The sequence below is a fragment of the Peribacillus aracenensis genome (assembly GCF_025175645.1).
In the GTDB taxonomy this organism is placed as follows: domain Bacteria; phylum Bacillota; class Bacilli; order Bacillales; family DSM-1321; genus Peribacillus; species Peribacillus aracenensis.
In genome coordinates this window covers 180,159-203,816 of sequence record NZ_JANZMJ010000003.1, presented here as the reverse complement: position 1 = coordinate 203,816, position 23,658 = coordinate 180,159, and the positions used below count along the sequence as shown (strand labels likewise).

At 42.3% G+C, this 23,658-nt stretch carries 21 protein-coding genes; 18 read left to right on the top strand and 3 right to left on the bottom strand.

Features of this window, described 5'->3' with window-relative positions:
• Positions 1 to 5 precede the first annotated feature (5 nt).
• Complete coding sequence (locus N0M92_RS05235; protein ID WP_260284745.1) at positions 6 to 2,312, top strand: DNA internalization-related competence protein ComEC/Rec2; 2,307 nt, start codon at positions 6 to 8, stop codon at positions 2,310 to 2,312.
• A 76-nt stretch (positions 2,313 to 2,388) separates the two neighbouring features.
• On the opposite strand, the gene N0M92_RS05230 is transcribed toward N0M92_RS05235, so the two are convergent.
• Positions 2,389 to 2,523: a YqzM family protein gene (locus tag N0M92_RS05230; protein ID WP_034308559.1), complete on the bottom strand. Its 135-nt coding sequence runs from the start codon at positions 2,521 to 2,523 to the stop codon at positions 2,389 to 2,391.
• A gap of 342 nt (positions 2,524 to 2,865) precedes the next feature.
• Here N0M92_RS05230 and holA point away from each other — a divergent pair, with 342 nt between their 5' ends.
• Positions 2,866 to 3,879: a DNA polymerase III subunit delta gene (gene holA / locus N0M92_RS05225; protein ID WP_260284744.1), complete on the top strand. Its 1,014-nt coding sequence runs from the start codon at positions 2,866 to 2,868 to the stop codon at positions 3,877 to 3,879.
• An 88-nt stretch (positions 3,880 to 3,967) separates the two neighbouring features.
• Here the strand turns inward: holA and rpsT are convergent, their stop codons facing one another.
• Entirely contained in the window at positions 3,968 to 4,234 is a 267-nt protein-coding gene (gene rpsT / locus N0M92_RS05220) for a 30S ribosomal protein S20 (RefSeq protein ID WP_034308554.1), read from the bottom strand.
• Between the two features lie 274 nt (positions 4,235 to 4,508).
• Here rpsT and gpr point away from each other — a divergent pair, with 274 nt between their 5' ends.
• The 13 genes from gpr (at position 4,509) to deoC (ending at position 19,681) form a co-directional block, all read left to right on the top strand.
• Positions 4,509 to 5,627: a GPR endopeptidase gene (gene gpr, locus N0M92_RS05215; protein WP_260284743.1), complete on the top strand. Its 1,119-nt coding sequence runs from the start codon at positions 4,509 to 4,511 to the stop codon at positions 5,625 to 5,627.
• A gap of 86 nt (positions 5,628 to 5,713) precedes the next feature.
• On the top strand, positions 5,714 to 6,913 hold the full coding sequence (gene spoIIP, locus N0M92_RS05210; protein ID WP_260284742.1) for a stage II sporulation protein P: 1,200 nt from the start codon (positions 5,714 to 5,716) through the stop codon (positions 6,911 to 6,913).
• Positions 6,914 to 6,934: 21 nt separating this feature from the next.
• Positions 6,935 to 7,258: a YqxA family protein gene (locus tag N0M92_RS05205; RefSeq protein ID WP_098369759.1), complete on the top strand. Its 324-nt coding sequence runs from the start codon at positions 6,935 to 6,937 to the stop codon at positions 7,256 to 7,258.
• Between the two features lie 175 nt (positions 7,259 to 7,433).
• The gene (gene lepA, locus N0M92_RS05200) at positions 7,434 to 9,269 is read left to right on the top strand and encodes a translation elongation factor 4 (protein WP_260284741.1); all 1,836 of its coding nucleotides are present in this window, start codon (positions 7,434 to 7,436) and stop codon (positions 9,267 to 9,269) included.
• 89 nt (positions 9,270 to 9,358) lie between these two features.
• Complete coding sequence (gene hemW, locus N0M92_RS05195; RefSeq protein WP_260284740.1) at positions 9,359 to 10,510, top strand: radical SAM family heme chaperone HemW; 1,152 nt, start codon at positions 9,359 to 9,361, stop codon at positions 10,508 to 10,510.
• Between the two features lie 124 nt (positions 10,511 to 10,634).
• Positions 10,635 to 11,663, top strand: coding sequence for a heat-inducible transcriptional repressor HrcA (hrcA, locus tag N0M92_RS05190; RefSeq protein ID WP_260284739.1), 1,029 nt, complete (start codon positions 10,635 to 10,637; stop codon positions 11,661 to 11,663).
• 99 nt (positions 11,664 to 11,762) lie between these two features.
• A complete protein-coding gene (grpE, locus tag N0M92_RS05185; protein ID WP_260284738.1) occupies positions 11,763 to 12,359 on the top strand; it encodes a nucleotide exchange factor GrpE in 597 nt (198 codons plus the stop codon).
• A gap of 37 nt (positions 12,360 to 12,396) precedes the next feature.
• Complete coding sequence (gene dnaK / locus N0M92_RS05180) at positions 12,397 to 14,229, top strand: molecular chaperone DnaK (RefSeq protein ID WP_260284737.1); 1,833 nt, start codon at positions 12,397 to 12,399, stop codon at positions 14,227 to 14,229.
• Positions 14,230 to 14,525: 296 nt separating this feature from the next.
• Positions 14,526 to 15,641 (top strand): molecular chaperone DnaJ, encoded by a 1,116-nt coding sequence (gene dnaJ, locus N0M92_RS05175; protein WP_260284736.1) that lies wholly within the window; start codon positions 14,526 to 14,528, stop codon positions 15,639 to 15,641.
• Positions 15,642 to 15,677: 36 nt separating this feature from the next.
• Positions 15,678 to 16,619 (top strand): 50S ribosomal protein L11 methyltransferase, encoded by a 942-nt coding sequence (gene prmA / locus N0M92_RS05170; protein ID WP_260284735.1) that lies wholly within the window; start codon positions 15,678 to 15,680, stop codon positions 16,617 to 16,619.
• 137 nt (positions 16,620 to 16,756) lie between these two features.
• Entirely contained in the window at positions 16,757 to 17,509 is a 753-nt protein-coding gene (locus N0M92_RS05165) for a 16S rRNA (uracil(1498)-N(3))-methyltransferase (RefSeq protein ID WP_260284734.1), read from the top strand.
• Positions 17,510 to 17,515: 6 nt separating this feature from the next.
• Positions 17,516 to 18,853 (top strand): tRNA (N(6)-L-threonylcarbamoyladenosine(37)-C(2))-methylthiotransferase MtaB, encoded by a 1,338-nt coding sequence (gene mtaB / locus N0M92_RS05160; protein ID WP_260284733.1) that lies wholly within the window; start codon positions 17,516 to 17,518, stop codon positions 18,851 to 18,853.
• Between the two features lie 156 nt (positions 18,854 to 19,009).
• On the top strand, positions 19,010 to 19,681 hold the full coding sequence (gene deoC / locus N0M92_RS05155; protein WP_260284732.1) for a deoxyribose-phosphate aldolase: 672 nt from the start codon (positions 19,010 to 19,012) through the stop codon (positions 19,679 to 19,681).
• Positions 19,682 to 20,215: 534 nt separating this feature from the next.
• Here deoC and N0M92_RS05150 read toward each other — a convergent pair.
• On the bottom strand, positions 20,216 to 21,148 hold the full coding sequence (locus N0M92_RS05150; protein ID WP_260284731.1) for a Na/Pi symporter: 933 nt from the start codon (positions 21,146 to 21,148) through the stop codon (positions 20,216 to 20,218).
• Positions 21,149 to 21,384: 236 nt separating this feature from the next.
• Here N0M92_RS05150 and rpsU point away from each other — a divergent pair, with 236 nt between their 5' ends.
• The 3 genes from rpsU (at position 21,385) to N0M92_RS05135 (ending at position 23,642) form a co-directional block, all read left to right on the top strand.
• Positions 21,385 to 21,558, top strand: a complete 174-nt coding sequence (gene rpsU / locus N0M92_RS05145) for a 30S ribosomal protein S21 (RefSeq protein WP_028391853.1) — start codon at positions 21,385 to 21,387, stop codon at positions 21,556 to 21,558.
• Positions 21,559 to 21,572: 14 nt separating this feature from the next.
• Positions 21,573 to 22,016: a GatB/YqeY domain-containing protein gene (locus tag N0M92_RS05140; protein ID WP_192205606.1), complete on the top strand. Its 444-nt coding sequence runs from the start codon at positions 21,573 to 21,575 to the stop codon at positions 22,014 to 22,016.
• 306 nt (positions 22,017 to 22,322) lie between these two features.
• On the top strand, positions 22,323 to 23,642 hold the full coding sequence (locus tag N0M92_RS05135; protein WP_370662594.1) for an NfeD family protein: 1,320 nt from the start codon (positions 22,323 to 22,325) through the stop codon (positions 23,640 to 23,642).
• Positions 23,643 to 23,658 lie beyond the last annotated feature (16 nt).

Genomic DNA, 23,658 nt, shown 5'->3' with positions numbered 1-23,658 from the left:
CAGGCATGGCTAGACATCTTATCTTACTAGCCGTTTCGGCTACATTTGGTGTTACGGCCCATTCTTTTTTAAATGTAAGGCTGCTGATCATTATCTTTATTTTTCTCTGTTTCCTTTATTTTTCGGTGGGGTTAAGCGTGAAGGCACTAAGTTTTCATTTGGTGATCATGGGGATATTTTTAGGGGCTGCCTCCTTCTCCGATCACCGAAACAAAACTGCCTATCATGGTACGGAAAGCCGATTTATCATCACATTTACCGGCCAACCGAATATAGATGGAAATTCGTTAAAAGGTTTCGTGCGCGGTGAGAAAGGTGAACGGCTAGTGCTTCGTTATAAAATCACAACCGAATTGGAACAGGAAAAGCTGAGTCGGTTTCTGCGCATCGGTTTATCATGTCCGGCTGGAGGGACATTGCAAATTCCCGACAAAAACAGGAATGAAAACAGTTTCGATTACCAACGTTATCTTTTTCGCCAAGGCATCCATTGGATGTTCAAAGCAGATTCCATTTCCTTTGAAGAATGCAAAAAGGCTGAAAACTCGATTCCGGTTTCGATTCGTAATTTGCGCTTGAAGGGAATTACGTATATTATGGAACACTTTCCAGAAGAATCAAGCGGTTTTGTCACAGCTCTCATATTCGGCGACCAGACATATATAGATGAAGGCGACCTTACTAATTACCAGCGGTTGGGGCTAGTTCATTTACTTGCGATTTCCGGTCTCCATGTCAGTTTTTTAACGGGGATGTTATTTTACTTCGGCATCAGGGTTGGGATTACACGGGAAAGGATGATGGTGGCCATCTTAATCTTCCTTCCGGTTTACATGTTACTATCAGGTGCAAGTCCATCCGTGGTGAGGTCCTGTTTAATGGCTATGCTTTTCTTTCTGCTCCTGTTATTCAAGAAGCGACTCTCTGCGGGTGCCGCAATCGGATTGACTTATATGGCATTATTGTTTTTTCAGCCTAACATGATCTATGATATAGGTTTTCAGCTTTCATTCGCAGTCACTTTCTCCATTATCATGTCTTCAAGCATTTTCTTGCAATATCCTAAGAAAACAACGCAGCTATTCATCATCAGTTCCATCAGCCAATTGGCAGCCCTTCCGATTTTGCTTTTCCACTTTTTTGAAGTATCCTTTCTTGGCGTGTTTCTAAACGTATTGTATGTTCCGCTTTATTCCATCATATTGCTGCCGCTTTCGTTGATTTCCCTCCTTATTCATTTATTGCTGCCTCCCTTGGGGCAACCCCTCATATCATTATTGAATTTCACATTCGTACTATGCAATAAAGCCGCGGATGCGGCATCGGATTTGCCGTTGGCTTCCATTCCGTTTGGAAAACCATCTTTCATCATGATGGTATTACTTGTTATTTCCCTTTTAGGGTTATACCTGACTTGGGATATATCTTTTGAAAAAAGTAAAATCTGGTGCGGAATAATGATTGTCCTTTTGTTTTTTCAATATAATTTACAAAGGTTCTCTCCCTTTGGTGAAGTGCAGATCATCGACGTTGGACAAGGTGACTCCATTTTAATTATCCTGCCGTTCAATCGCGGCAATTATTTGATCGATACGGGTGGGCAAATTACATTTCCAATCGAGACGTGGGCAAAAAAGCGAAAGAAGTTCAACACCGCGGATGATATCATCATTCCATTATTGAAAAGTAAGGGAATCCACCAATTGGACAAACTCATTTTAACCCATCCGGATGCAGATCATATTGGAAGCGCAAAAGAATTGATTGAGAATTTTAAAACTGGGGAGATCATCATTGGAGGCTGGAGTGAAGAGCAATATAGGGATATGGATTTTGTGTCGGTGGCAAGAGATAAAAAAATGAAAATGACTGTACTGAGAAGGGGGGATAATTGGTTTGCTGGAGGAGCGCCGTTTGCTGTTCTCAGTCCATATAAGAAAGAGGAAAATAAGAATGATTCATCCATAGTTCTATTCACGGAGCTTGGGGGATTGTCATGGTTATTAACCGGTGATATGGGAGAAGAAGGGGAAAGGGAATTATTGAGCGCATTTCCGCAGTTGCAGGCGGATATCTTGAAGGTTGGACACCATGGCAGTAAAACTTCTTCTTCCGCGGCATTCCTTGAACAGATACAGGCGAAAGCGGCGCTTATTTCAGTTGGAAAGGATAATCGCTACGGTCACCCTCATGGAGACGTAATTGCGAATCTTGAGAAAGATGGCATAAAGGTGTTCAGGACGGACGAGGATGGTTCTATTATTTACAAGTATTACAAAAGCAGTGGAACCTTTCGGAAGATACTCCCATAGTATGTAGAAAATCAAAAAGAAAGAGACTGCAGCGGCAGCCTCCATCAGGAAAAATAAGTGCAAGTAGTTAAAGAAATCAGGATCCGACAGCTTTAATGACGACAGCTATGGTGAACATGGCAGCGAAAAATACAAAAGAACCGATGAATCCTATAGCGGAATCAGCGACGTCATCTGTTTTTGACTGAACATTCTTTTCGAATTCGTTCATTATTTACCCCTCCTATTTCTGCTAATAGTATAAAACATTACCAAAAAAAAAGCTACAGGCTTCATTCCTCATTTCCTTTACTGACAAGAGTTGACACAAATAGTTTGGGTTTTTGAGGTCAAAATATAAGTACAAACAAAGCAAGCGAAAGAGAAAAGCTCATTTTTTGTTCTACATGAATACTCTACCCGCTTTCAAGGAAGATTACCCGGGCCTTTCTTGTAAGTGTTCATATAGATCCGGAACTAGCCCTTTTTAAGGGTTAGTTCCCTTTATGGCTTGTCAAATGGTCCATCCACCTATACCATTAGAGAAGAATACATAGTAAAGAGGCGGATTCTATTGGTATTAGACGTTTGGAAAAGTATAAAAAAAGGGCAATTCGCTCCAGTATACTTGTTATATGGAACAGAAGCCTATCTAATTAATGAAACGAAGCAGCTATTGATCGAGAATGTCCTTCACGAAGATGAGATGGATTTTAACTTTGCTCAATTTGATTTAGAAGAGACGCCTGTTGAAACTGCGCTTGAAGATGTCGAAACCCTCCCATTTATCGGGGAAAGGCGCCTTGTTTTCATGCAAAACCCATTTTTTTTGACAGCTGAAAAAACGAAGTCAAGAGTTGAACATAATGTAAAAAGACTGGAAGCGTATTTGGCTGACCCGGTCCCTTATTCTATTGTCGTATTGACCGCACCTTATGAGAAACTGGATGAACGGAAAAAAATCACCAAGGAACTTAAGCGTAAGGCGGTTCTCGTTGAAGCGAAGAAGCTTGGTGATCATGAATTAAAGGGGTGGGTGAAGGAGAGGGTCGAAACTTCTTCAGTCCAAATAGATGAGCAGGCTATAGAGCTTTTACTTGAACTTGCAGGAACGAATCTGATGATGCTGACGAATGAACTGGATAAAATGGTGCTTTATGCAGAAGCTGATAAACATATAACGGTCGAGATAGTGGAAAAGCTGGTCGCTAAATCCCTTGAACAGAATATCTTCACGCTTGTTGATCATGTGTTACAGCGAAAGATGGAGAGTGCCATGACGATACTGCACGATCTTCTCAGGCAGAATGAAGAACCCATCAAGATCTTGAGTGTCATTGCAGGCCAGGTCAGGCTCATGTATCAAGTGAAGGAGCTTTCCCGTCAGGGTTATAGCCAGCAAAAAATTGCGGGTCAACTGAAGGTGCACCCTTACCGGGTAAAGCTGGCACTTGAAAAGACGGGGAAATTCCAGGAACGCGAGCTGTTGAGCATCATGAACGACTTAGCGGAAGCGGATTATAAAATGAAGACCGGCCAAGCGGATAAGGCAATCACGCTTGAGCTGCTGCTTTTAAAAATTAGATGATAAAAAAGGTGGCAGATATCCTGTCACCTTTTTTATGCAAAAAACGGCACAAAAAAAACGATCCGATTGGATCGTTTATTTTTTGTCATTATGCGTTAAGAGCGTTAAGTCTTTTCGCTAAACGAGATTTTTTACGGGCTGCCGCATTTTTATGGATTAATCCTTTAGATGCAGCTTTGTCTAATTTCACAGCAGCTGTTAAAAGAGCTTCTTTAGCAGCTTCAACGTTTTCACCAGCTAATGCAACTTCAGCGTTTTTCACTGTAGTACGCATAGTTGATCTAACAGTAATGTTATGAACGCGTTTTTTGTCGTTAATTTTCACACGTTTAATAGCAGATTTAATGTTTGGCATTCCGTTCACCTCCTACAAAGAAATCGAGATTATATGAACTCGACTTTTCAAATCCATATCAAATAGCACAAGTGATATTCTATCAGACTGCTCATAAATATGCAATACTTCAGATTGAGAATCGAAAAGGAATTATAATTTCGGGAATAAATTCATCTCGTCATCACTCATTGTACCAAAAAAATGAATAATAAAAAAGCAAAAATGACAGAATGTTTAAGAGAGACTATTGAAAATACTAGATTCGATACAATTCAAACATCAGGAGGCCGTTATGGAAAATAATTTGGACCTTAGTGAATACGGAATTCGTACAGATTTGGCGATAGAAGCAAAGGAAATTGCCCTTGAACATAAAGGTGTTGTAGAGGAAGTTGATGTATCCCGTATCGAAGGGGTCATTATCAAGGAAAAAGAAGTGGATGATCTGAAGGTATCCTTGGTCGAGGTCACGGCTGAGGGGGAAAAGGAAATCGGTAAGAAACAGGGCAGTTATTTGACCATCGAAGTGCAGGGCATCCGCCAGCAGGATACGGAAACGCAGCAACGGGTGGAAAAGGTGTTCGCCAACGAACTGGCTTACTTCATGAAACGGAATAAGATCACCAAAGAAAGCAGCTGTTTGGTTGTCGGTCTTGGTAATTGGAATGTTACGCCCGATGCTCTTGGACCAGCAGTCGTTGAGAACCTTGTAGTCACAAGGCATTTATTCGAATTGCAGCCGGAGTCCGTCAAGGAAGGCTATCGGCCGGTCAGTGCGATTTCCCCCGGTGTGATGGGGATTACGGGAATCGAGACGAGTGACATCATTAAAGGAGTCATCGAAAAAAGTAAACCTGATTTCCTGATCGTCGTTGACGCATTGGCTGCCCGTTCGATCGAACGGGTGAATTCCACGATTCAAATTACGGATACAGGCATCCATCCAGGGTCTGGTGTTGGAAATAAACGAAAGGAATTGAGCCATGATACACTGGGAGTTCCTGTTATAGCAATTGGAATACCTACCGTCGTGGATGCCGTATCAATTGCCAGCGATACGATAGATTATATTTTGAAGCACTTTGGCAAGGAACTGAATGAAGGGGACAGACCATCACGATCGTTGGCACCCGCTGGGTTCAGTTTCGGGAAGCGTACGAAGTTGACGGAAGAGGATATGCCAGGTGAAAAGGAGCGCCAAACCTTCTTGGGAATGATAGGTGTCCTCCCTGATGAAGAGAAACGGAAATTGATTTATGAAGTGCTGTCACCTCTTGGTCAAAATTTAATGGTTACACCGAAAGAAGTCGATGTTTTCATTGAGGATATGGCCAATTTGATAGCCAATGGTTTAAATGCAGCCTTGCATCATTCAATAAATCAGGATAATGCCGGCTACTACACCCGTTAAATCACTTTCAGTGCCCAAAAATGGTGTTCTACCCTTTCTAGCAAAGTCATAGGTATTAATAGACAAGCTATAGAGAGGGTGGAAGGATGAAAAGAAGAAATTCCCCAGGAATCATAACAGCCGTTCACGGATCAACAATAATAAAAACTTTTCTAGGTATTCTCGCCTTGCTTCTTTTTGTTTTTTCAGTAAGTGGGGTCATGACTTCCCTAAGACCGGAGTATCGGATATCTTCTAATTCCGTACATACTGTAGCCAACCAATTCTCGGGAAAAATGCTGTTCTCGATGCTGGCCAATGAAAACCATTATCTTTTTAATGCCCTGCCGGAAGGTAAGCAGGAATCAGTGATCACGAATCAATTGATAAAAGTCTCGACAAACATTTCACTCGAGGACCCGCGAAGTTTACTTGGAAGGGAACTGCCTGGCTTTTCGATTTTTGATAATGAAATCCTCGTTGCTGGGGAAGGAACGAACTATACGAATATGCCATATGAATCTTCGCCGCCAGTAGACGTCCTGAATGAAGAAAGGGATGCATCCCTGCAAAACCTGGATGAGATTGAAGAACCGGAAAAAGGAGCGGCAAATCAGCCGAAACAAACGACCAATGGACGGAAAGTGGTCGAGATTTACCATAGTCATAATCGGGAGTCATATCTTCCATATTTAAAAGGCGTGACAAATCCGGACCTGGCCTACCATTCTAAAATCAATATTACGAAACTCGGTGAACGGATGGTTGAAGATCTGGCTGATAAGGGGATTGGTTCCTCGCTCGATAAAACAGATATCATGGGAAATCTGAATAATAAAGGATTGAATTATGCCAAATCCTATCAAGAATCCCGAAAGTCTGTTCAGACGGCATTAGCCACTAACAAAAATCTAGAATATATGATTGATATCCACCGTGATTCGAAACGAAAAAAACATACGACCATTAACATTAACGGTAAAGATTATGCCAAGATTGCCTTCGTGATTGGGGGCAATAACCCGAACTTCGAAAAAAATGCCGCGCTTGCCAATAAGCTTCATAAAGCTTTGGAGAAAAAATACCCAGGTATTTCACGCGGGGTTATGAAACAAGGCGGAGCGGGGCAGAATGGAGTATACAATCAGGATTTATCAGGCAATTCCATGCTCATTGAAATTGGCGGTGTTGATAATACTTTCGAGGAAATGTACTTGACCGTAGATGCCTTTAGCGATGTTTTCAGTGAGTTTTACTGGGATGCCAAAGCAGTGGATAACCCGACCGGGGATTCGGAAGCGAAGTGATTTGAAAGGAGTTCTCTTATCATGGTTCGATTTTGGTTGAAATGTACAGGGATCGTGCTCGTATTATTTTTAGGTGTTCTGATTGGGATGCAGCAAGCAAACGACGGGATGAAAAAAATGAAGGGGTACGAAGATCCCTCTTTGAATAGTGCATTCATGATTAACCAATCGGACCAAGGGGAGATGGAAGCGGATATCCTTGGCGAAAAAGTAACAAGTCATGATTTAGAGACGAAAAAAGAAAAACTTGAAGAAATGAAAGCCTTCAACTTTTTTTCATCGATCGGCAAAACGCTGGGAGAGTCCATATCAGGTGCTTTTCAAGCCCTGATTGATATGATTTAGATATGAAACAAGTTGAGTGTGCCCTGCCAAAAGCTGCATCCGAATTCGGAATGCAGCCTTTTTTTATCCATTGCCCTGCAATGATGCTTCTTTTGTAACTATTCTGTTGAATCTTGCATTTTCTATTGATATAATAAAAAATAGTGTATTGTGTCGACTAGTGGGAGTGAACGTCATGAATAGAGAAGAAAAATTAAAAAGACAATCAAAAATTCGTAACTTTTCCATCATCGCTCATATTGATCATGGTAAATCTACATTGGCGGATCGTATCATTGAAAAAACGAACGCCATGACTCAGCGTGAAATGAAGAGTCAGTTGTTGGATTCCATGGATTTAGAGCGTGAGCGCGGAATTACGATTAAATTGAATGCGATTCAATTGAAATATAACGCGAAAGATGGAGTAGAATATATCTTCCATCTTATTGATACACCGGGACATGTCGATTTTACGTATGAAGTGTCACGAAGCCTTGCAGCGTGTGAAGGCGCTGTCCTTGTTGTCGATGCGGCACAAGGTATTGAGGCCCAAACGCTTGCAAACGTGTATCTAGCTTTGGACAACAACCTTGAAATCATTCCGGTCATCAATAAAATTGATTTGCCGAGTGCAGATCCGGAACGGGTGCGTGGAGAAATCGAGGAAGTGATCGGATTGGATGCTTCCGATGCAGTCTTGGCTTCGGCTAAAGCCGGAATCGGAATCGAGGAGATTTTGGAACAGGTCGTTGAATTGGTTCCAGCTCCACAAGGTGATCCCGATGCTCCTTTCAAGGCGCTTATTTTCGATTCACTGTTTGATGCGTACCGCGGTGTAGTTGCCTATATCCGGGTTGTCGAGGGTTCCGTTAAAGTGGGCGACAAAATCAAAATGATGTCCACTGGCAAAGAATTCGATGTTACCGAATTGGGTGTCTTCAACCCTAAGACCCAGCTGTTGGATGAACTGAATGTCGGTGATGTAGGTTTCCTTACGGCATCCATTAAAAACGTTGGTGATACGACTGTTGGTGATACGATTACAAGTGCCGCGAATGGCGCGACAGAACCATTGCCGGGTTACAGGAAGATGAATCCGATGGTATATTGCGGTTTATACCCGATTGACGCATCGAAATTCAATGATTTACGGGATGCATTGGAAAAATTGGAATTGAACGATTCAGCACTTCAGTTCGAAGCGGAATCATCGCAAGCATTGGGCTTCGGTTTCCGTTGCGGATTCCTTGGACTCCTTCATATGGAAATTATCCAGGAACGAATTGAACGTGAATTCAAAATCGATCTGATCACCACTGCACCTAGTGTTATTTATGATGTGGTCCAAACGGACGGAACGGTCCTGAAAGTGGATAACCCATCTAATATGCCTGATGCTCAAAAAATCGAACGGGTCGAGGAGCCATATGTCAAAGCAACGATGATGGCACCGACGGAGTTTGTTGGGGCAATCATGGAAATCTGTCAAAATAAACGCGGTAACTTCATTGATATGGAATATATCGATGAGACTCGTGTGAGCATTCATTACGAAATTCCGTTATCGGAAATCGTGTATGATTTCTTTGATCAATTGAAATCCAATACAAGAGGCTATGCTTCATTCGATTATGAGTTGATCGGCTACAAACCGTCCAAACTAGTGAAGATGGATATCTTATTGAATTCTGAAACTGTCGATGCTTTAAGTTTCATTGTTCATAAGGACTTTGCTTATGAACGCGGGAAGGTCATTGTTGAAAAATTGAAGAAGCTAATTCCAAGACAACAATTTGAAGTGCCGATCCAAGCGGCAATCGGGCAAAAAATCATAGCCCGTTCTTCAATTAGTGCAATGCGCAAAAACGTATTGGCTAAATGTTACGGCGGCGATATTTCCCGTAAACGTAAGTTGCTCGAAAAACAGAAAGAAGGTAAAAAGCGGATGAAACAAGTAGGTTCAGTTGAAGTTCCGCAAGAAGCTTTCATGGCTGTTTTGAAAATGGATGATACGACACCAAAAAAATAAATAAAATAAACGGTAGTTAGAAAAAAGAGGGTAGAGGAGATCTAGCCTCTTTTTCTATCGACTCATTCGATTAAAAGGTTGTGAACACAATGATCAAAAGCGCCTACCTCCATATACCATTTTGTGAACATATTTGTCATTATTGTGATTTCAATAAAGTATTTTTGCAGGGACAGCCGGTCGACGAATATTTACAGATGATGAAAAGGGAAATGGTGATGCAGCTTTCCAAATACCCGACTGAAGGTTTGGAGACGGTTTTCGTCGGTGGAGGGACACCGACCTCTCTAGATGAAAAGCAGCTTGCATTCTTATGTGAAGCAATCAATGAAACCCTGCCCTTTGATCCTGAAAAGGCTGAATATACATTCGAAGCCAATCCAGGGGATCTTTCGAGGGAAAAACTCGAGATACTTTATGATTCGGGGGTCAATAGGCTTAGCTTTGGAGTGCAAAGCTTCAATGATGAATTATTAAAACGAATTGGCCGGACCCACCGGGCCTCTGAAGTATATGAAACGATTCATTTGGCCCAAGAGGTTGGCTTTACGAATATAAGCATCGACTTGATTTATGGGTTGCCGGGCCAAACGATGGAAGATTTCAAGGATACGCTGGATAAAGCGATTGCCCTTCAATTGCCGCACTATTCCAGCTACTCATTGATCGTTGAGCCGAAGACGGTTTTTTATAACCAGATGCGAAGGGGCAAATTAAACCTGCCGCCGCAGGAGCTCGAGGCTTCGATGTATGAGAGGCTGATGGAAGAGATGGAGAAGCATGGTCTGCATCAATATGAAATCAGTAATTTTGCCCGAGCTGGGTTTGAAAGCAGGCACAACCTGACATATTGGAATAATGTGGAGTATTATGGGATTGGTGCAGGTGCACATGGCTATACTGGAGGTAATAGGGTGGCCAATCATGGGCCTGTGAAGAAATATATCACGCCATTGCAGGCGAACGAGCTGCCTGTGCTGGAAGAACACCCGGTACCGCTTCATGAACGGATGGAAGAGGAGATGTTTTTGGGGCTCCGGAAAACGGAAGGAGTTTCATTGGAAATCTTTAAGAATAAATTTTTTGTTGAAATGACGGAGATTTTCAGGAAACCGCTCGAAGAAGGGTCGGTAAAGGGTCTGCTTAAGGTGGAAGACGGGTTTGTGCGCTTGACTGAGCACGGCAAACTGCTGGGAAATGAAGTGTTCCAATCATTTTTAGGCGTTATTGATTCCGACTGAAGGAAATCTATGTAATTTTAACGGTGAATTAGCGGTTTTCATTGTTGACATCATAAGCTTCATTTGATAATTTATTAGTATATTAGCACTCGATAAGACAGAGTGCTAACAGAGGTGATCTTACATGCTAACTGATCGTCAATTATTGATTCTACAAGTGATAATCGAGGATTTCATCCATTCTGCCCAGCCAGTCGGGTCGCGAAGCTTGTCGAAGAAAGAAGAAATTACGTTCAGCTCTGCCACAATTCGCAACGAAATGTCTGATCTAGAAGAAATGGGATTTTTAGAAAAAACCCATACTTCTTCCGGTAGGATCCCTTCTGAAAAAGGGTATAGATATTATGTGGATCATTTACTTTCTCCTCAAGCTCCGAAAAAGAATGAAATGAAGATATTAAAATCCGTCTTTGTAGAACGAATTTATGAATTGGAAAAGATCGTTCAGAAGTCGGCGAAAATACTTTCGGAACTGACGAATTATACGGCGATTGTACTCGGGCCAAAAGTGAATGAGCATAAGCTGAAAAAAATCCAGATCATTCCTTTAAGTCCTGAAACGGCAATAGCCATCATTATTACAGATACAGGTCATGTGGAAAATCGAATGATTTCCTTACCGCCTTCTTTAGATATAAACGAAATTGAAAAGATGGTGAACATATTGAATTCCCGTTTGGTCGATGTTCCGTTAGTTGATTTAAAGGATAAGATCTATAAGGAAGTTGCAGTTCTATTGAGCCGCCACATTCATAACTATGGATCGATGGTCTCGATCCTTGCGGAGACCCTGACGGACACAAAACCCGAAAAAATATTTTTCGGCGGGAAAACGAATATGCTGAGGCAGCCGGAGTTCCATGATATTGCTAAAGTAAGCACGCTTTTATCGATGATTGAACAGGAACAGGGATTTTATGAACTTATTACTCAAAATCCATCGGGCATCCACGTCAAGATCGGCCGTGAAAATCAAAACACAGTGCTCGATGACTGCAGTTTGATTACGGCAACCTACTCAATCGGGCAGGAGCAAGTTGGCACATTGGCCATATTGGGTCCAACGAGAATGGAATACTCGAGAGTGATCAGTTTGCTTTCGTTTTTCTCGAAAGATTTAACGGCCCTGATGACAAAACTGTATCAAAAATAGTAGCAAAGGTAATATTGTTAAGGTGGCGGAGAAGTATATTCCGCGGCCTGGCATATTACTTTAGCATAAATTGTATAACCCTTTTAGGGAGGTGAGATTGTGACAGAAAATAAAAACGAAGAACAAACATTGGAAAATGAAACAATCGAGGAAAGCACTGCAGAAGCAGTTTTCGCTGAAGAAGAAATTCCGGCGGAAGAAAACCATGAGGAAACTCCGGTTGAAAAAGATGAACTTCAATTGGCTCATGAAAAGATTGCCGAACTTGAGGCGAAAATCGAAGAAATGGATAACCGTTACCTTCGTCTGCAGGCCGATTTTGATAATTCAAGACGCCGTGCCAAGCTTGATATGGAGGCGGCCCAAAAATATAGAGTTCAAAGTATTGCTAGTGATTTGGTGGAGGCTCTTGATAATTTTGAAAGAGCTACAAAAATCGAAGCGGATAATGAACAGACAAAATCCTTGCTATCCGGCATGGAAATGGTCTATAAAGCGATCATTGATGCATTGAATAAAGAAGGCATCGAACCGATCAGTTCAGTTGGCGAAGAGTTCGATCCGCGTTTGCATCAAGCGGTCATGCAAGTTCAAGATGAAAATTTCGGTTCGAACATCGTCGTCGAGGAATTCCAAAAAGGATACATCCTTAAAGACCGTGTGATTCGACCTGCAATGGTAAAAGTGAACGAATAGGATTTTTACATATAAATAATTGGGAGGTAGTGAAACTATGAGCAAGATTATTGGTATTGACTTAGGTACAACAAACTCTTGTGTATCTGTACTTGAAGGCGGGGAACCAAAAGTAATCCCGAATCCAGAAGGAAACCGTACAACTCCATCCGTAGTGGCATTCAAAAATGGAGAAAGGCAAGTAGGGGAAGTGGCGAAACGCCAAGCGATTACAAACCCTAACACTATCATTTCCATTAAACGCCATATGGGTACCGACCATAAAGAAGTCATTGAAGGAAAAGAATACTCACCTCAAGAAGTTTCTGCAATCATCCTTCAATACTTGAAATCATATGCTGAAGAGTATCTTGGTGAAAAAGTTACTAAAGCGGTTATCACAGTACCTGCTTACTTCAATGATGCAGAACGTCAAGCAACTAAGGATGCTGGTCAAATTGCCGGCCTTGAAGTGGAACGTATCATCAACGAACCGACAGCTGCAGCACTTGCATACGGTTTGGATAAAACGGAAGAAGATCAAACGATCCTTGTATTCGACCTTGGCGGCGGTACATTTGACGTATCGATCATGGAACTTGGGGACGGCGTTTTCGAAGTTAAGTCCACAGCTGGTGACAACCGTCTAGGTGGGGATGATTTCGACCAAGTCATCATCGATTACTTAGTTGAAGCATTCAAGAAAGAAAACGGAATCGATCTTTCAAAAGATAAAATGGCGGTTCAACGTTTGAAAGATGCAGCTGAAAAAGCGAAAAAAGATCTTTCCGGCGTAACATCAACTCAAATTTCTTTACCGTTCATCACTGCTGGAGAAGCTGGCCCGCTTCACTTGGATGTATCGATGACAAGAGCTAAGTTCGATGAGCTTTCTGCAGGTCTTGTGGAACGCACTATGGGACCAACTCGTCAAGCATTGAAAGATGCTGGTCTTTCAGCATCTGAAATCGACAAAGTAATCCTTGTTGGTGGATCTACACGTATTCCTGCGGTTGTTGAAGCGATCAAAAAGGAAATCGGTCAAGAACCAAGCAAAGGTGTAAACCCTGATGAAGTAGTGGCTATGGGTGCTGCAATTCAAGGTGGCGTATTGACAGGGGATGTTAAAGACGTTGTCCTTCTTGATGTGACACCACTTTCACTTGGAATTGAAACGATGGGCGGAGTATTCACGAAACTGATTGACCGTAATACTACGATTCCGACAAGTAAATCACAAGTATTCTCGACAGCTGCTGATAATCAAACGGCAGTTGATATCCATGTCCTTCAAGGTGAGCGTCCAATGTCAGCGGATAACAAAACTCTTGGTCGTTTCCAATTGAGTGACATTCCACCGGCACCTCGTGGAATTCCACAAGTTGAAGTGACTTTCGATATCGATAAAAACGGTATCGTGAACGTTCGTGCGAAAGATCTTGGCACAAACAAAGAACAAGCGATCACCATCAAATCATCTTCAGGACTTTCTGATGAAGAGATCGAACGCATGGTACGTGAAGCGGAAGAAAATGCCGATAGCGACAAACAACGTAAAGAAGAAGTCGAACTTCGTAACGAAGCCGATCAATTAGTTTTCCAAACGGAAAAAACGCTTAAAGATCTAGAAGGTAAAGTGGACGAAGCGGAAGTAACAAAAGCGAATGAAGCGAAGGATGAACTGAAAGCTGCAATCGAGAAAAATGAGCTTGAAGAAATCCGCGTGAAAAAGGATGCGCTTAACGAAATCGTTCAAGCTTTGACAATGAAGCTTTATGAAGAAGCGGCAAAAGCTCAGCAAGCTGGCGAAGCCGGTGCTGGCGAGTCTGCTAAAGACGATAATGTGGTTGATGCTGAATACACGGAAGTTAACGAAGAAGAGAAAAAATAAAAAGTGGCCCAATCGGGACACTGATATATTGGGCAGTATTTCTGCCTGCCATTGTAAAAAAAGTCAAAGTCAGGTTATCTTGACTTTGGCTTTTTTTACAGTGAATGGAATTCTGGAAGTGTTACAATCACTGGTGGGGAATCGTTGGATTTTAGAGGGAAATGTGTGCAAATTGGCACTGGCAATACCATTTGCAAAAATGTGTTAAAGCCGTTTGCACTTTTCTAGTTGATTATTATCTTCGTTCAGTGATAATATTACCTTTATGTGAATCGAATCGGGAGTGGATTTTAGATATGAGTAAACGCGAATATTATGAGGTGTTAGGCCTTTCGAAGAGTGCTTCGAAGGATGAAATCAAAAAAGCGTATCGAAAGCTCTCCAAAAAATATCACCCTGATATTAATAAAGCGGACGATGCTGCGGATAAATTCAAGGAAATCAAAGAAGCTTACGAAGTATTGAGTGACGAACAGAAAAAGGCCCATTATGACCAATTCGGACACACAGATCCAAATCAAGGCTTTGGCGGTCAGGACTTTGGCGGTTTCGGCGGTTTTGAAGATATTTTCAGTAGTTTTTTTGGAGGCGGCGGACGCAGGAGAGATCCTAATGCACCGCGTCAAGGGGCGGATTTACAATATACGATGACGCTCTCTTTTGAAGAGGCTGCATTCGGAAAAGATACTGAAATCGAAATTCCGCGTGAAGAGAATTGTGATACTTGTAAAGGATCCGGTGCCAAACCAGGTACAAAAGTGGAAAACTGTTCACATTGCCATGGAACCGGTCAATTGAATGTTGAACAAAACACAGCGTTCGGAAGGATTGTGAACCGGAGAGCATGTCACCATTGTCAAGGAACAGGGAAAATCATTCCTCATAAATGTTCAACATGCGGCGGTGACGGAAAAGTCCAAAAACGTAAAAAGATCCAAGTCAAGGTGCCAGCAGGCATTGATGATGGCCAGCAGTTGCGTGTAACCGGCCAAGGAGAGCCAGGAATCAATGGCGGTCCGGCAGGAGACCTATATGTAGTCTTCCATGTGCGCAGCCATGAATTCTTTGAGCGGGATGGCGATGATATTTATTGCGAAATGCCGGTTACTTTTGCCCAGGCAGCATTAGGGGATGAAATAGAAGTTCCAACGCTTCATGGAAAAGTGAAGCTGAAGATTCCTGCAGGTACACAAACAAGCACTCGTTTCCGTTTAAAAGGCAAAGGGGTTCCGAATGTCAGAGGATATGGCCAAGGAGATCAGCATGTGGTCGTATTAGTGGTCACGCCTAAGAAATTAACGGAAAAACAAAAGGACCTGCTTCGTGAGTTCAGTGATATCAGCGGACAAGGCGTAGATGAACAAGATGATGGATTTTTCTCAAAGGTAAAGCGTGCTTTTAAAGATAGGTGAATAAAAGTAAAAGAACAAATTGGGAGTTGGTAGATTATGAAGTGGTCTGAATTTGCAATCCAAACAACGAATGAAGCGGTTGAACCTGTTTCGAATATTCTTCATGAGGCAGGTGCGAGTGGTGTTGTCATTGAGGATCCTCTAGAATTAGTCAAGGAACGAGAAAATGTTTTTGGCGAAATCTACCACTTAAACCCAGATGATTATCCGAATGAAGGTGTAGTCATTAAGGCTTATCTGCCTGTTAACAGCTTCCTTGGCGATACCATTGATGCTATTAAGGAATCAATCAATAATCTCCTTCTTTTTGATATAGACCTTGGGAAGAATGTTGTTTCAATTAGTGAAGTGAATGAAGAAGAGTGGGCGACGGCTTGGAAAAAATATTATAACCCTGTCAAGATATCCGAACGTTTTACTATCGTGCCAACATGGGAAGACTACACTCCAGTAAGCAGTGACGAATTGATCATTGAACTTGATCCAGGCATGGCCTTCGGAACGGGTACACACCCGACGACGGTCATGTGCATCCAAGCGCTGGAGCGTACAGTGCAGCCTGGGGATTTAGTCGTTGATGTAGGAACTGGTTCTGGTGTTCTGAGTATAGCAGCGGCATTATTGGACGCAAAACGAATCCAGTCCCTTGATTTGGATGAAGTGGCAGTGCAGTCAGCCCAACAAAACGTGGAACTAAATAACGTGCAGGATAAAGTGTCTGTCTCACAAGGCAATTTACTGGATGGTGTGAATGAACAAGCGGATATCGTCGTGGCTAATATTCTTGCTGAAGTGATCATGCGTTTTACGGATGATGTAGCGAAAGTGGTTAAACCTGGCGGATATTTCATCGCTTCCGGAATCATTCAAACTAAGAAACAAGATGTAAAGGAAGCGATTATAGCATCTGGATTCACCGTTGAGGAAACGATTTTGATGGAAGATTGGGTGGCAATAATCGCGAAAAGAAATGATTAATTGAAAAGTTACTCTGATTATCGGTTTTTTTGATAGTCAGAGTACCTTTTTTTAGCTTGAATCTTTGCACGGCTTGCATTCCGGATTCCTGACTGTTAGCCTGTGAGTTTTTTAGACTAGACGAAGTAGGTGGCAGTGTGCAACGGTATTTTCTTAACGAAGTAGACATCAATGGAAACACGGTGAAGATATCAGGTGATGATTTTCACCATATAGCCAGGGTGATGAGAATGGGACCAGGGGAACGGATCATCACGGTGAAAGGTAATGGTATGACGGCTATCGCAGAAATTTCGGAAATTACTGATGATGCGGTTATAGGGACAGTTACCGAATGGAAGAATGAAGAAAAAGAACTTCCTGTAAGGGTTGTGATAGCGAGCGGTCTGCCTAAAGGGGATAAATTGGAATATATCGTTCAAAAGGGTACTGAACTGGGTGCCGTTGAATTTATCCCTTTTATTGCTGCTCGTTCGGTGGTAAAATGGGACCACAAAAAGGTAAGTAAGAAATTGGAGAGACTCCAGAAGATTTCAAAAGAGGCGGCTGAGCAGTCCCACCGCACGGTTATCCCTGCCATCAAGGAACCGATGACGGCAGATCAGCTTGCTGGTTATGCAACTGGTTTCGATCATAAATTAATCGCTTTTGAAGAAGAGGCGAAACGGGGGGAAGCTTCTGTACTCGCTTCTGTCTTGAAAGATTTAACTGCTGGGCAGTCCATCCTATTCGTATTTGGGCCTGAAGGTGGTTTAGCAGATAGGGAAATTGAAAAACTGACTGATGCCGGTTTTATGGCTTGCGGTCTTGGACCAAGAATATTAAGAACTGAAACAGCACCTTTATATGCACTTTCCGCTGTTTCTTATCATGTAGAACTTTTGAGGTGATGAAAAATGGCAACGGTCGCTTTCCATACATTAGGCTGTAAAGTGAATCATTATGAAACAGAGGCTATATGGCAATTATTCAAAACTGGGGGATATGATCGTGTTGAGTTTGAAAATGCATCGGATGTATATGTCATCAACACATGCACAGTGACAAACACTGGCGATAAGAAAAGCCGTCAGGTCATCCGTCGTGCCATTCGTAAGAACCCGAATGCCGTCATAGCGGTAACGGGATGTTATGCACAGACATCGCCGGCAGAAATCATGGCCATACCAGGTGTGGATATTGTTGTAGGAACACAAGATAGGGTTAAACTCCTTGATTACATTGAGCAATTCAAGGTGGAACGTGAACCAATCAATGCTGTAGGAAATATCATGAAAAACCGTGTCTACGAAGAGCTGGATGTACCTGCTTTTACAGATCGTACACGCGCTTCACTTAAGATCCAGGAAGGTTGCAATAATTTCTGCACTTTCTGCATCATCCCTTGGGCCCGTGGCTTGATGCGTTCCCGCGATCCAAAAGAAGTCATTCACCAAGCTGAACAGCTTGTCGAGGCAGGCTATAAAGAGCTAGTCCTCACCGGAATTCATACTGGCGGCTACGGAGACGATTTAAAAGACTATAATTTGGCGATGCTGCTGCAGGACTTGGAAAAAGTCGATGGGCTGAAGCGTATCCGTATTTCCTCCATTGAAGCCAGCCAAATTACAGATGAAATCATCGAAGTGCTGACGAATTCGAAAAAAGTGGTACGTCATTTGCATATACCAATCCAATCGGGTTCCGATACAGTTCTAAAACGGATGAGACGTAAATATACGATGGATTTCTTCGGTGATCGAATCGAAAAGTTGAAAATTGCACTTCCGGGTCTTGCTGTTACCTCTGATGTCATCGTAGGTTTCCCGGGTGAAACCGAAGAAGAATTCATGGAGACATATAACTTTATAGAAAAATATAAATTCTCCGAACTTCATGTTTTCCCTTATTCAAAAAGGACAGGGACTCCGGCTGCCCGTATGGAAGATCAAGTGGATGAAGATATCAAAAATGAACGCGTCCACCGCCTTATCGCGTTGTCGGATCAGCTGGCAAAAGAGTATGCCTCCCGATTTGAGGGGGAAGTTCTGGAAGTCATTCCTGAAACGAAGTTGGAAAGTGGCCTTTATGAGGGCTATTCCGATAATTACATGAAAATCGTCTTTCCGGCTTCAGATGAAATGGTCGGTGAAATCGTCAAAGTGAAGATTACAAAGTCTGGCTATCCATCTAGTGAAGGTCAGTTCGTGACGGTAGTGAAGGATTTTCCGTTGCAACAAGCATCCAATATCTAAGACAGCGGTTAATCGCTGTCTTTTTTTTATCCTCTTTTTATGTGTTTTCTTGGCACTTTCGGGTAAAGACTATATATATCGTCAAAGTGGATAAACTATGGTATCATGAGAGGTACGTACAACTAGTTATAGATTGTTTTTGAGGAGGATTTATTAATGTCACAAAATGTAGCAGGTATAATTGACCACACGTTATTAAAAGCAGATGCAACCAAAGAGCAAATTAAGGTATTATGCGAAGAAGCGAGAGAGTATAACTTTGCTTCCGTATGCGTAAACCCGACTTGGGTGAAATATGCAAGCGAACTTTTGGAAGGTTCAGAAGTGAAGGTTTGTACGGTCATCGGTTTCCCTCTAGGTGCAACCACGCCGGAAACCAAAGCTTTTGAAACGAAAGACGCCATCTCCAATGGCGCTCACGAAGTCGATATGGTAATCAATATCGGCGCATTGAAGGACAAGGATGATGAGTTGGTAGAGCGGGATATCCGTGCTGTAATAGCGGCATCCACTGGTAAGGCTCTTTCAAAGGTGATCATTGAAACTTCTTTATTGACTGATGAAGAAAAGGTCCGTGCATGTGAATTGGCCGTAAAAGCAGGAACGGATTATGTGAAAACATCAACTGGTTTTTCGACCGGCGGAGCGACTGTTGAAGATATCACGCTTATGAGAAAAACGGTTGGCCCGGATATCGGTGTCAAAGCTTCAGGCGGAGTCCGTAACACGAGCGATGCCCAGAAAGTGATTGAAGCTGGTGCAACAAGAATTGGAGCAAGTGCAGGTGTCTCCATCGTAAAGGGCTTAACGGCTGATTCTGATTATTGATTTTAAAAAGGGAACATATAATAACTCCCTGAAATAAAAGAGGCGAAGAAAAATATTTTATTTTTCTTCGCCTCTTTTTATTATTTCCATAAAAAACGGTTTGAACTGGTAATGACCCATGACTTTTACTTCCATGAAAAAAGAGGACCCGTATCATTTTTGGAACCCATGATTCAAAAAAAGCTTATTGTGGATTTAATAAATATTAAGGGGAATCAAACAGGAAGTAAAATTGCTTATATAAATGCATGAACAGGGGGAGGGAAATGAAAAAAGGTTTTTAATTTTTTTTTATCACTAACACTACTTTATAAGAGTGGTGAAATTTTGGGTATATGACACTTCAATAACCGTTTTTTGATTTAACATCTTTCTCTTGAGGTTTTGATATCAGCTGCTGTTATATCGAGTGGTTTGAGCTTATTGAAAAACCCCCAGTAATCATTCATCCATTTATATCTGGTGCAGCTACATGTGATATCCATCCTTCCTACGAAGCTGTCTAAAAGTCTCCAATGACTTTTGGACAGCTCCTTATTTTTTAAAATGTGGCCGATGCACCAAAAGAATGAGGTTGGAGAATTGCCTCGCAAATGGCAAGACGGCCAAAGAAGTCAAGATATTGAAAATGACACTGGCATGGGCCAGCTGTGTCCCTTTGTTTTCGGTGAAAAAGGCAGCAGTCCTTTCCAAGATGTCCACAAAAGGCAGGAATGCGGCAACCCCGATGACGTTTAGCCAAATATGTGCATAAGCTGTGAAGGCGGCTTGTCTACCGGAACCGATGCTGGCCATGTATCCGGTGATGCAAGTGCCTATATTCGATCCGAGCATGATGATGATTGCGGAAGAGACGGATAACTCCCCATTCATCAAAAAGCTCATGGCTATCCCGATGGTTGCCGAACTGGAGTGGATGAGTGCTGTCAATAATATCCCGGCTAATAGGGCATAGCTCATGTGGCCCTCTATGTAATGGATGAGCGTTTGTATGGATGGATAGGCTGCAATCGGTGTCGAAAGCGTTTTAAAACCACTCATCGCTGCGAAGATGGCCGAGATTCCGATCAGTGACATCCCTATGCTTCTTGGTAATGCTTTTGGCAAGAAGCAAAGGAAAGCGCCGCTTACGACACCGGGAATGATCCAACGATCCAGAGAGAAGGTCATGAACTCTGCTGTAAAGGTGGATCCGATATTCGTTCCAAGAATAATCCCAATTGTTTGCGGGAACGTTATGCTTCCTGCGGAAACGAGGCCGACCGTCATGACCATGACCGCCGAGCTGCTCTGCAGGATCCCGGTAAAGATGGTTCCGGCCATGAAGCCTTTCCATGGCTTATCCGTAACCTTTGAGAGAAAAGTTTTTAATGCTGCACCCGACATATTGAACAGTCCGATTCGTAAAACCGACATACCTGCCAAAAATATCGCAATGAATAAAAGGAATGAAAATAGCTCATGCATGACTGTCACCTCATAGTAAGCTTATGGCCCAATGACGGGAGACATGCTATAATTTGGATTCTCATGCAAATTGAATCATCGTTTCGTGAAAAATTATGATAATAACATGATGATATTCAAAATAAGTTTGATTTTATTAGTTGACCTGCTAAAGATGATATATTATAATTGTTTAGTACATGTATAACATGTTGACAACTTGAGTTAGTGTGTTGTTTTCGGAGGGAGGGAAAGAGATGTCTAAAACCGTCGTTCGTAAAAACGAATCGCTTGAAGATGCTCTTCGTCGTTTCAAACGTACTGTATCTAAAGCAGGATCGCTTCAGGAAGCTAGGAAGCGTGAATTTTATGAAAAGCCAAGCGTAAAACGTAAGAAAAAGTCTGAAGCTGCAAGAAAACGTAAATTCTAAGAGAGGGTGGAAAGATGAGTCTTCTCGAGCGTTTAAATAATGATATGAAACAAGCGATGAAGAACAAGGAAAAGGACAAACTATCTGTTATTCGGATGCTGAAAGCTTCTATTCAAAACGAAGCCATGAAGCAGAGACAAGATTTAACAGATGATGAAGAATTGACAGTGCTCTCTCGCGAATTAAAACAACGCAAAGACTCCCTCCAGGAGTTTGAAAACGCAGGTCGTTCAGATCTCGTGGATAAAGTCCGCACCGAACTAGTATACGTAGAGGCATATATGCCTGAGCAACTTTCAGAAGAAGACATTTCTAAAATCGTTAAACAAACGATTGAAGAAGTCAAAGCAACATCCAAAGCAGATATGGGGCGAGTTATGGGAGCTTTAATGCCTAAAGTTAAAGGTAAAGCGGATGGTTCTCTAGTAAACAAATTAGTACAACAACATCTATCTTAAACTCTAAACTTAAAACTCGAAACCTAACCGCAGGCAAATTGCCTGTGGTTTTTGTGTATTTCATGAATTTTTAGCGTATATTATTGAGACGCAGCCCAAGAAAATGGGGTCACTTTTAATTTTATTTGCTTTTTTTTGAAACCTTTTTCATATACATACGTAATAACTAAAGAACAGAGTAAAGGGTCGCTTCATTTGCTCCTTATTCGAATTTTAGTTGCGTGCTGAATTTACTGGTAGGTGTTCCTCCTGAACGATGGAGGCACTTACCGCGTTTAATACGGGAAAGGGGGCGTTCCGTTGAAAATTTGGCGTTATTTATCTGTACTCTTATTTGGATTGCTGTTCACCATGTCTTCTTTTTGGGGGGCGACGGCATCTGCAAACGAGAAGATCGTTTACCATGTTCCAATTGAAGAAACGGTGGAAAAGGGACTCTCGGCCTTTTTGGAGCGCGCACTGACCACTGCTGAGGCAGCTGATGCAGATCTTGTCGTTTTCGAGGTGAATACCCCTGGAGGTGCTGTGGATGCAGCGGGGGAAATTGCAAAGTTACTGTCGGATTCACCAATCAAGACAGTTGCCTATGTCAATAACAGGGCATTATCTGCAGGGGCATACATTTCTCTAAGTGCAGATGAGATCTATATGGTTCCAAGCGCCACCATGGGATCTGCGGCTGTGATAGATTCAACGGGGAATGCTGCAGGTAAGAAAGCGCAGTCTTATTGGTTAGCTGCCATGAAGACTGCTGCAGAACAAAATGGACGTGATCCCATATACGCCCAGGCGATGGCGGATGTTGACATCGATCTGCCCGAATATGGAGCGGAAAAAGGGAAGTTGCTGACATTTACAGCTGAACAGGCAAAAAAGGCTGGATATAGTGAAGGCACCGTCTCTGGGAAAGCGGAGCTGTATAGTATACTTGGAGTCGAGGATGCTGATATTCGGTCAATCGAAGAAAGCTTTCCTGAGAAACTTGCCCGCTTTTTGACCAACCCAATCGTCGTTCCCATTTTGTTAACGATAGCGGGAATCGGAATTGTGATCGAATTGTTTTCACCCGGTTTTGGAATTCCGGGGGTCATTGGGATCACCAGTCTTGTCTTATTTTTCTATGGTCATCTTGTCGCCGGTATCACCGGATACGAATCGTTGGCGATGTTCATCATCGGGGTCATTCTCGTACTAATTGAATTTTTTATCCCAGGGGGGATTATCGGGCTGCTCGGATTTACCGCGATAGTGGGGAGTTTATTCCTCGCAACAGGTGATCCGGTCCATATGACGATATCCTTGCTAATTGCGGTCACCGTATCCATTTTGGTATTCATCCTACTTGTAAAGGTGTTTGGAAAACAGATGAAATTTTTCAGGAAAATGATATTAACCGATGCAACAAAAACGGAACAAGGATATGTCAGCAATCCGAACCGTTTGGATTTATTAGGTGTAGAAGGGAAGGCCCTTACAGATTTGAGGCCTTCAGGAACAGCTTTGGTCAAAGAAGAAAGAGTGGATGTCGTGACTGAAGGAAGCTTTATTTCCAAAGGTTCGTCAATCATCATCGTTAAAGTTGAAGGATCAAGGGTAGTCGTCCGGGAAATTCCGGATTCAAATTAAAATTAAAAGATACAGG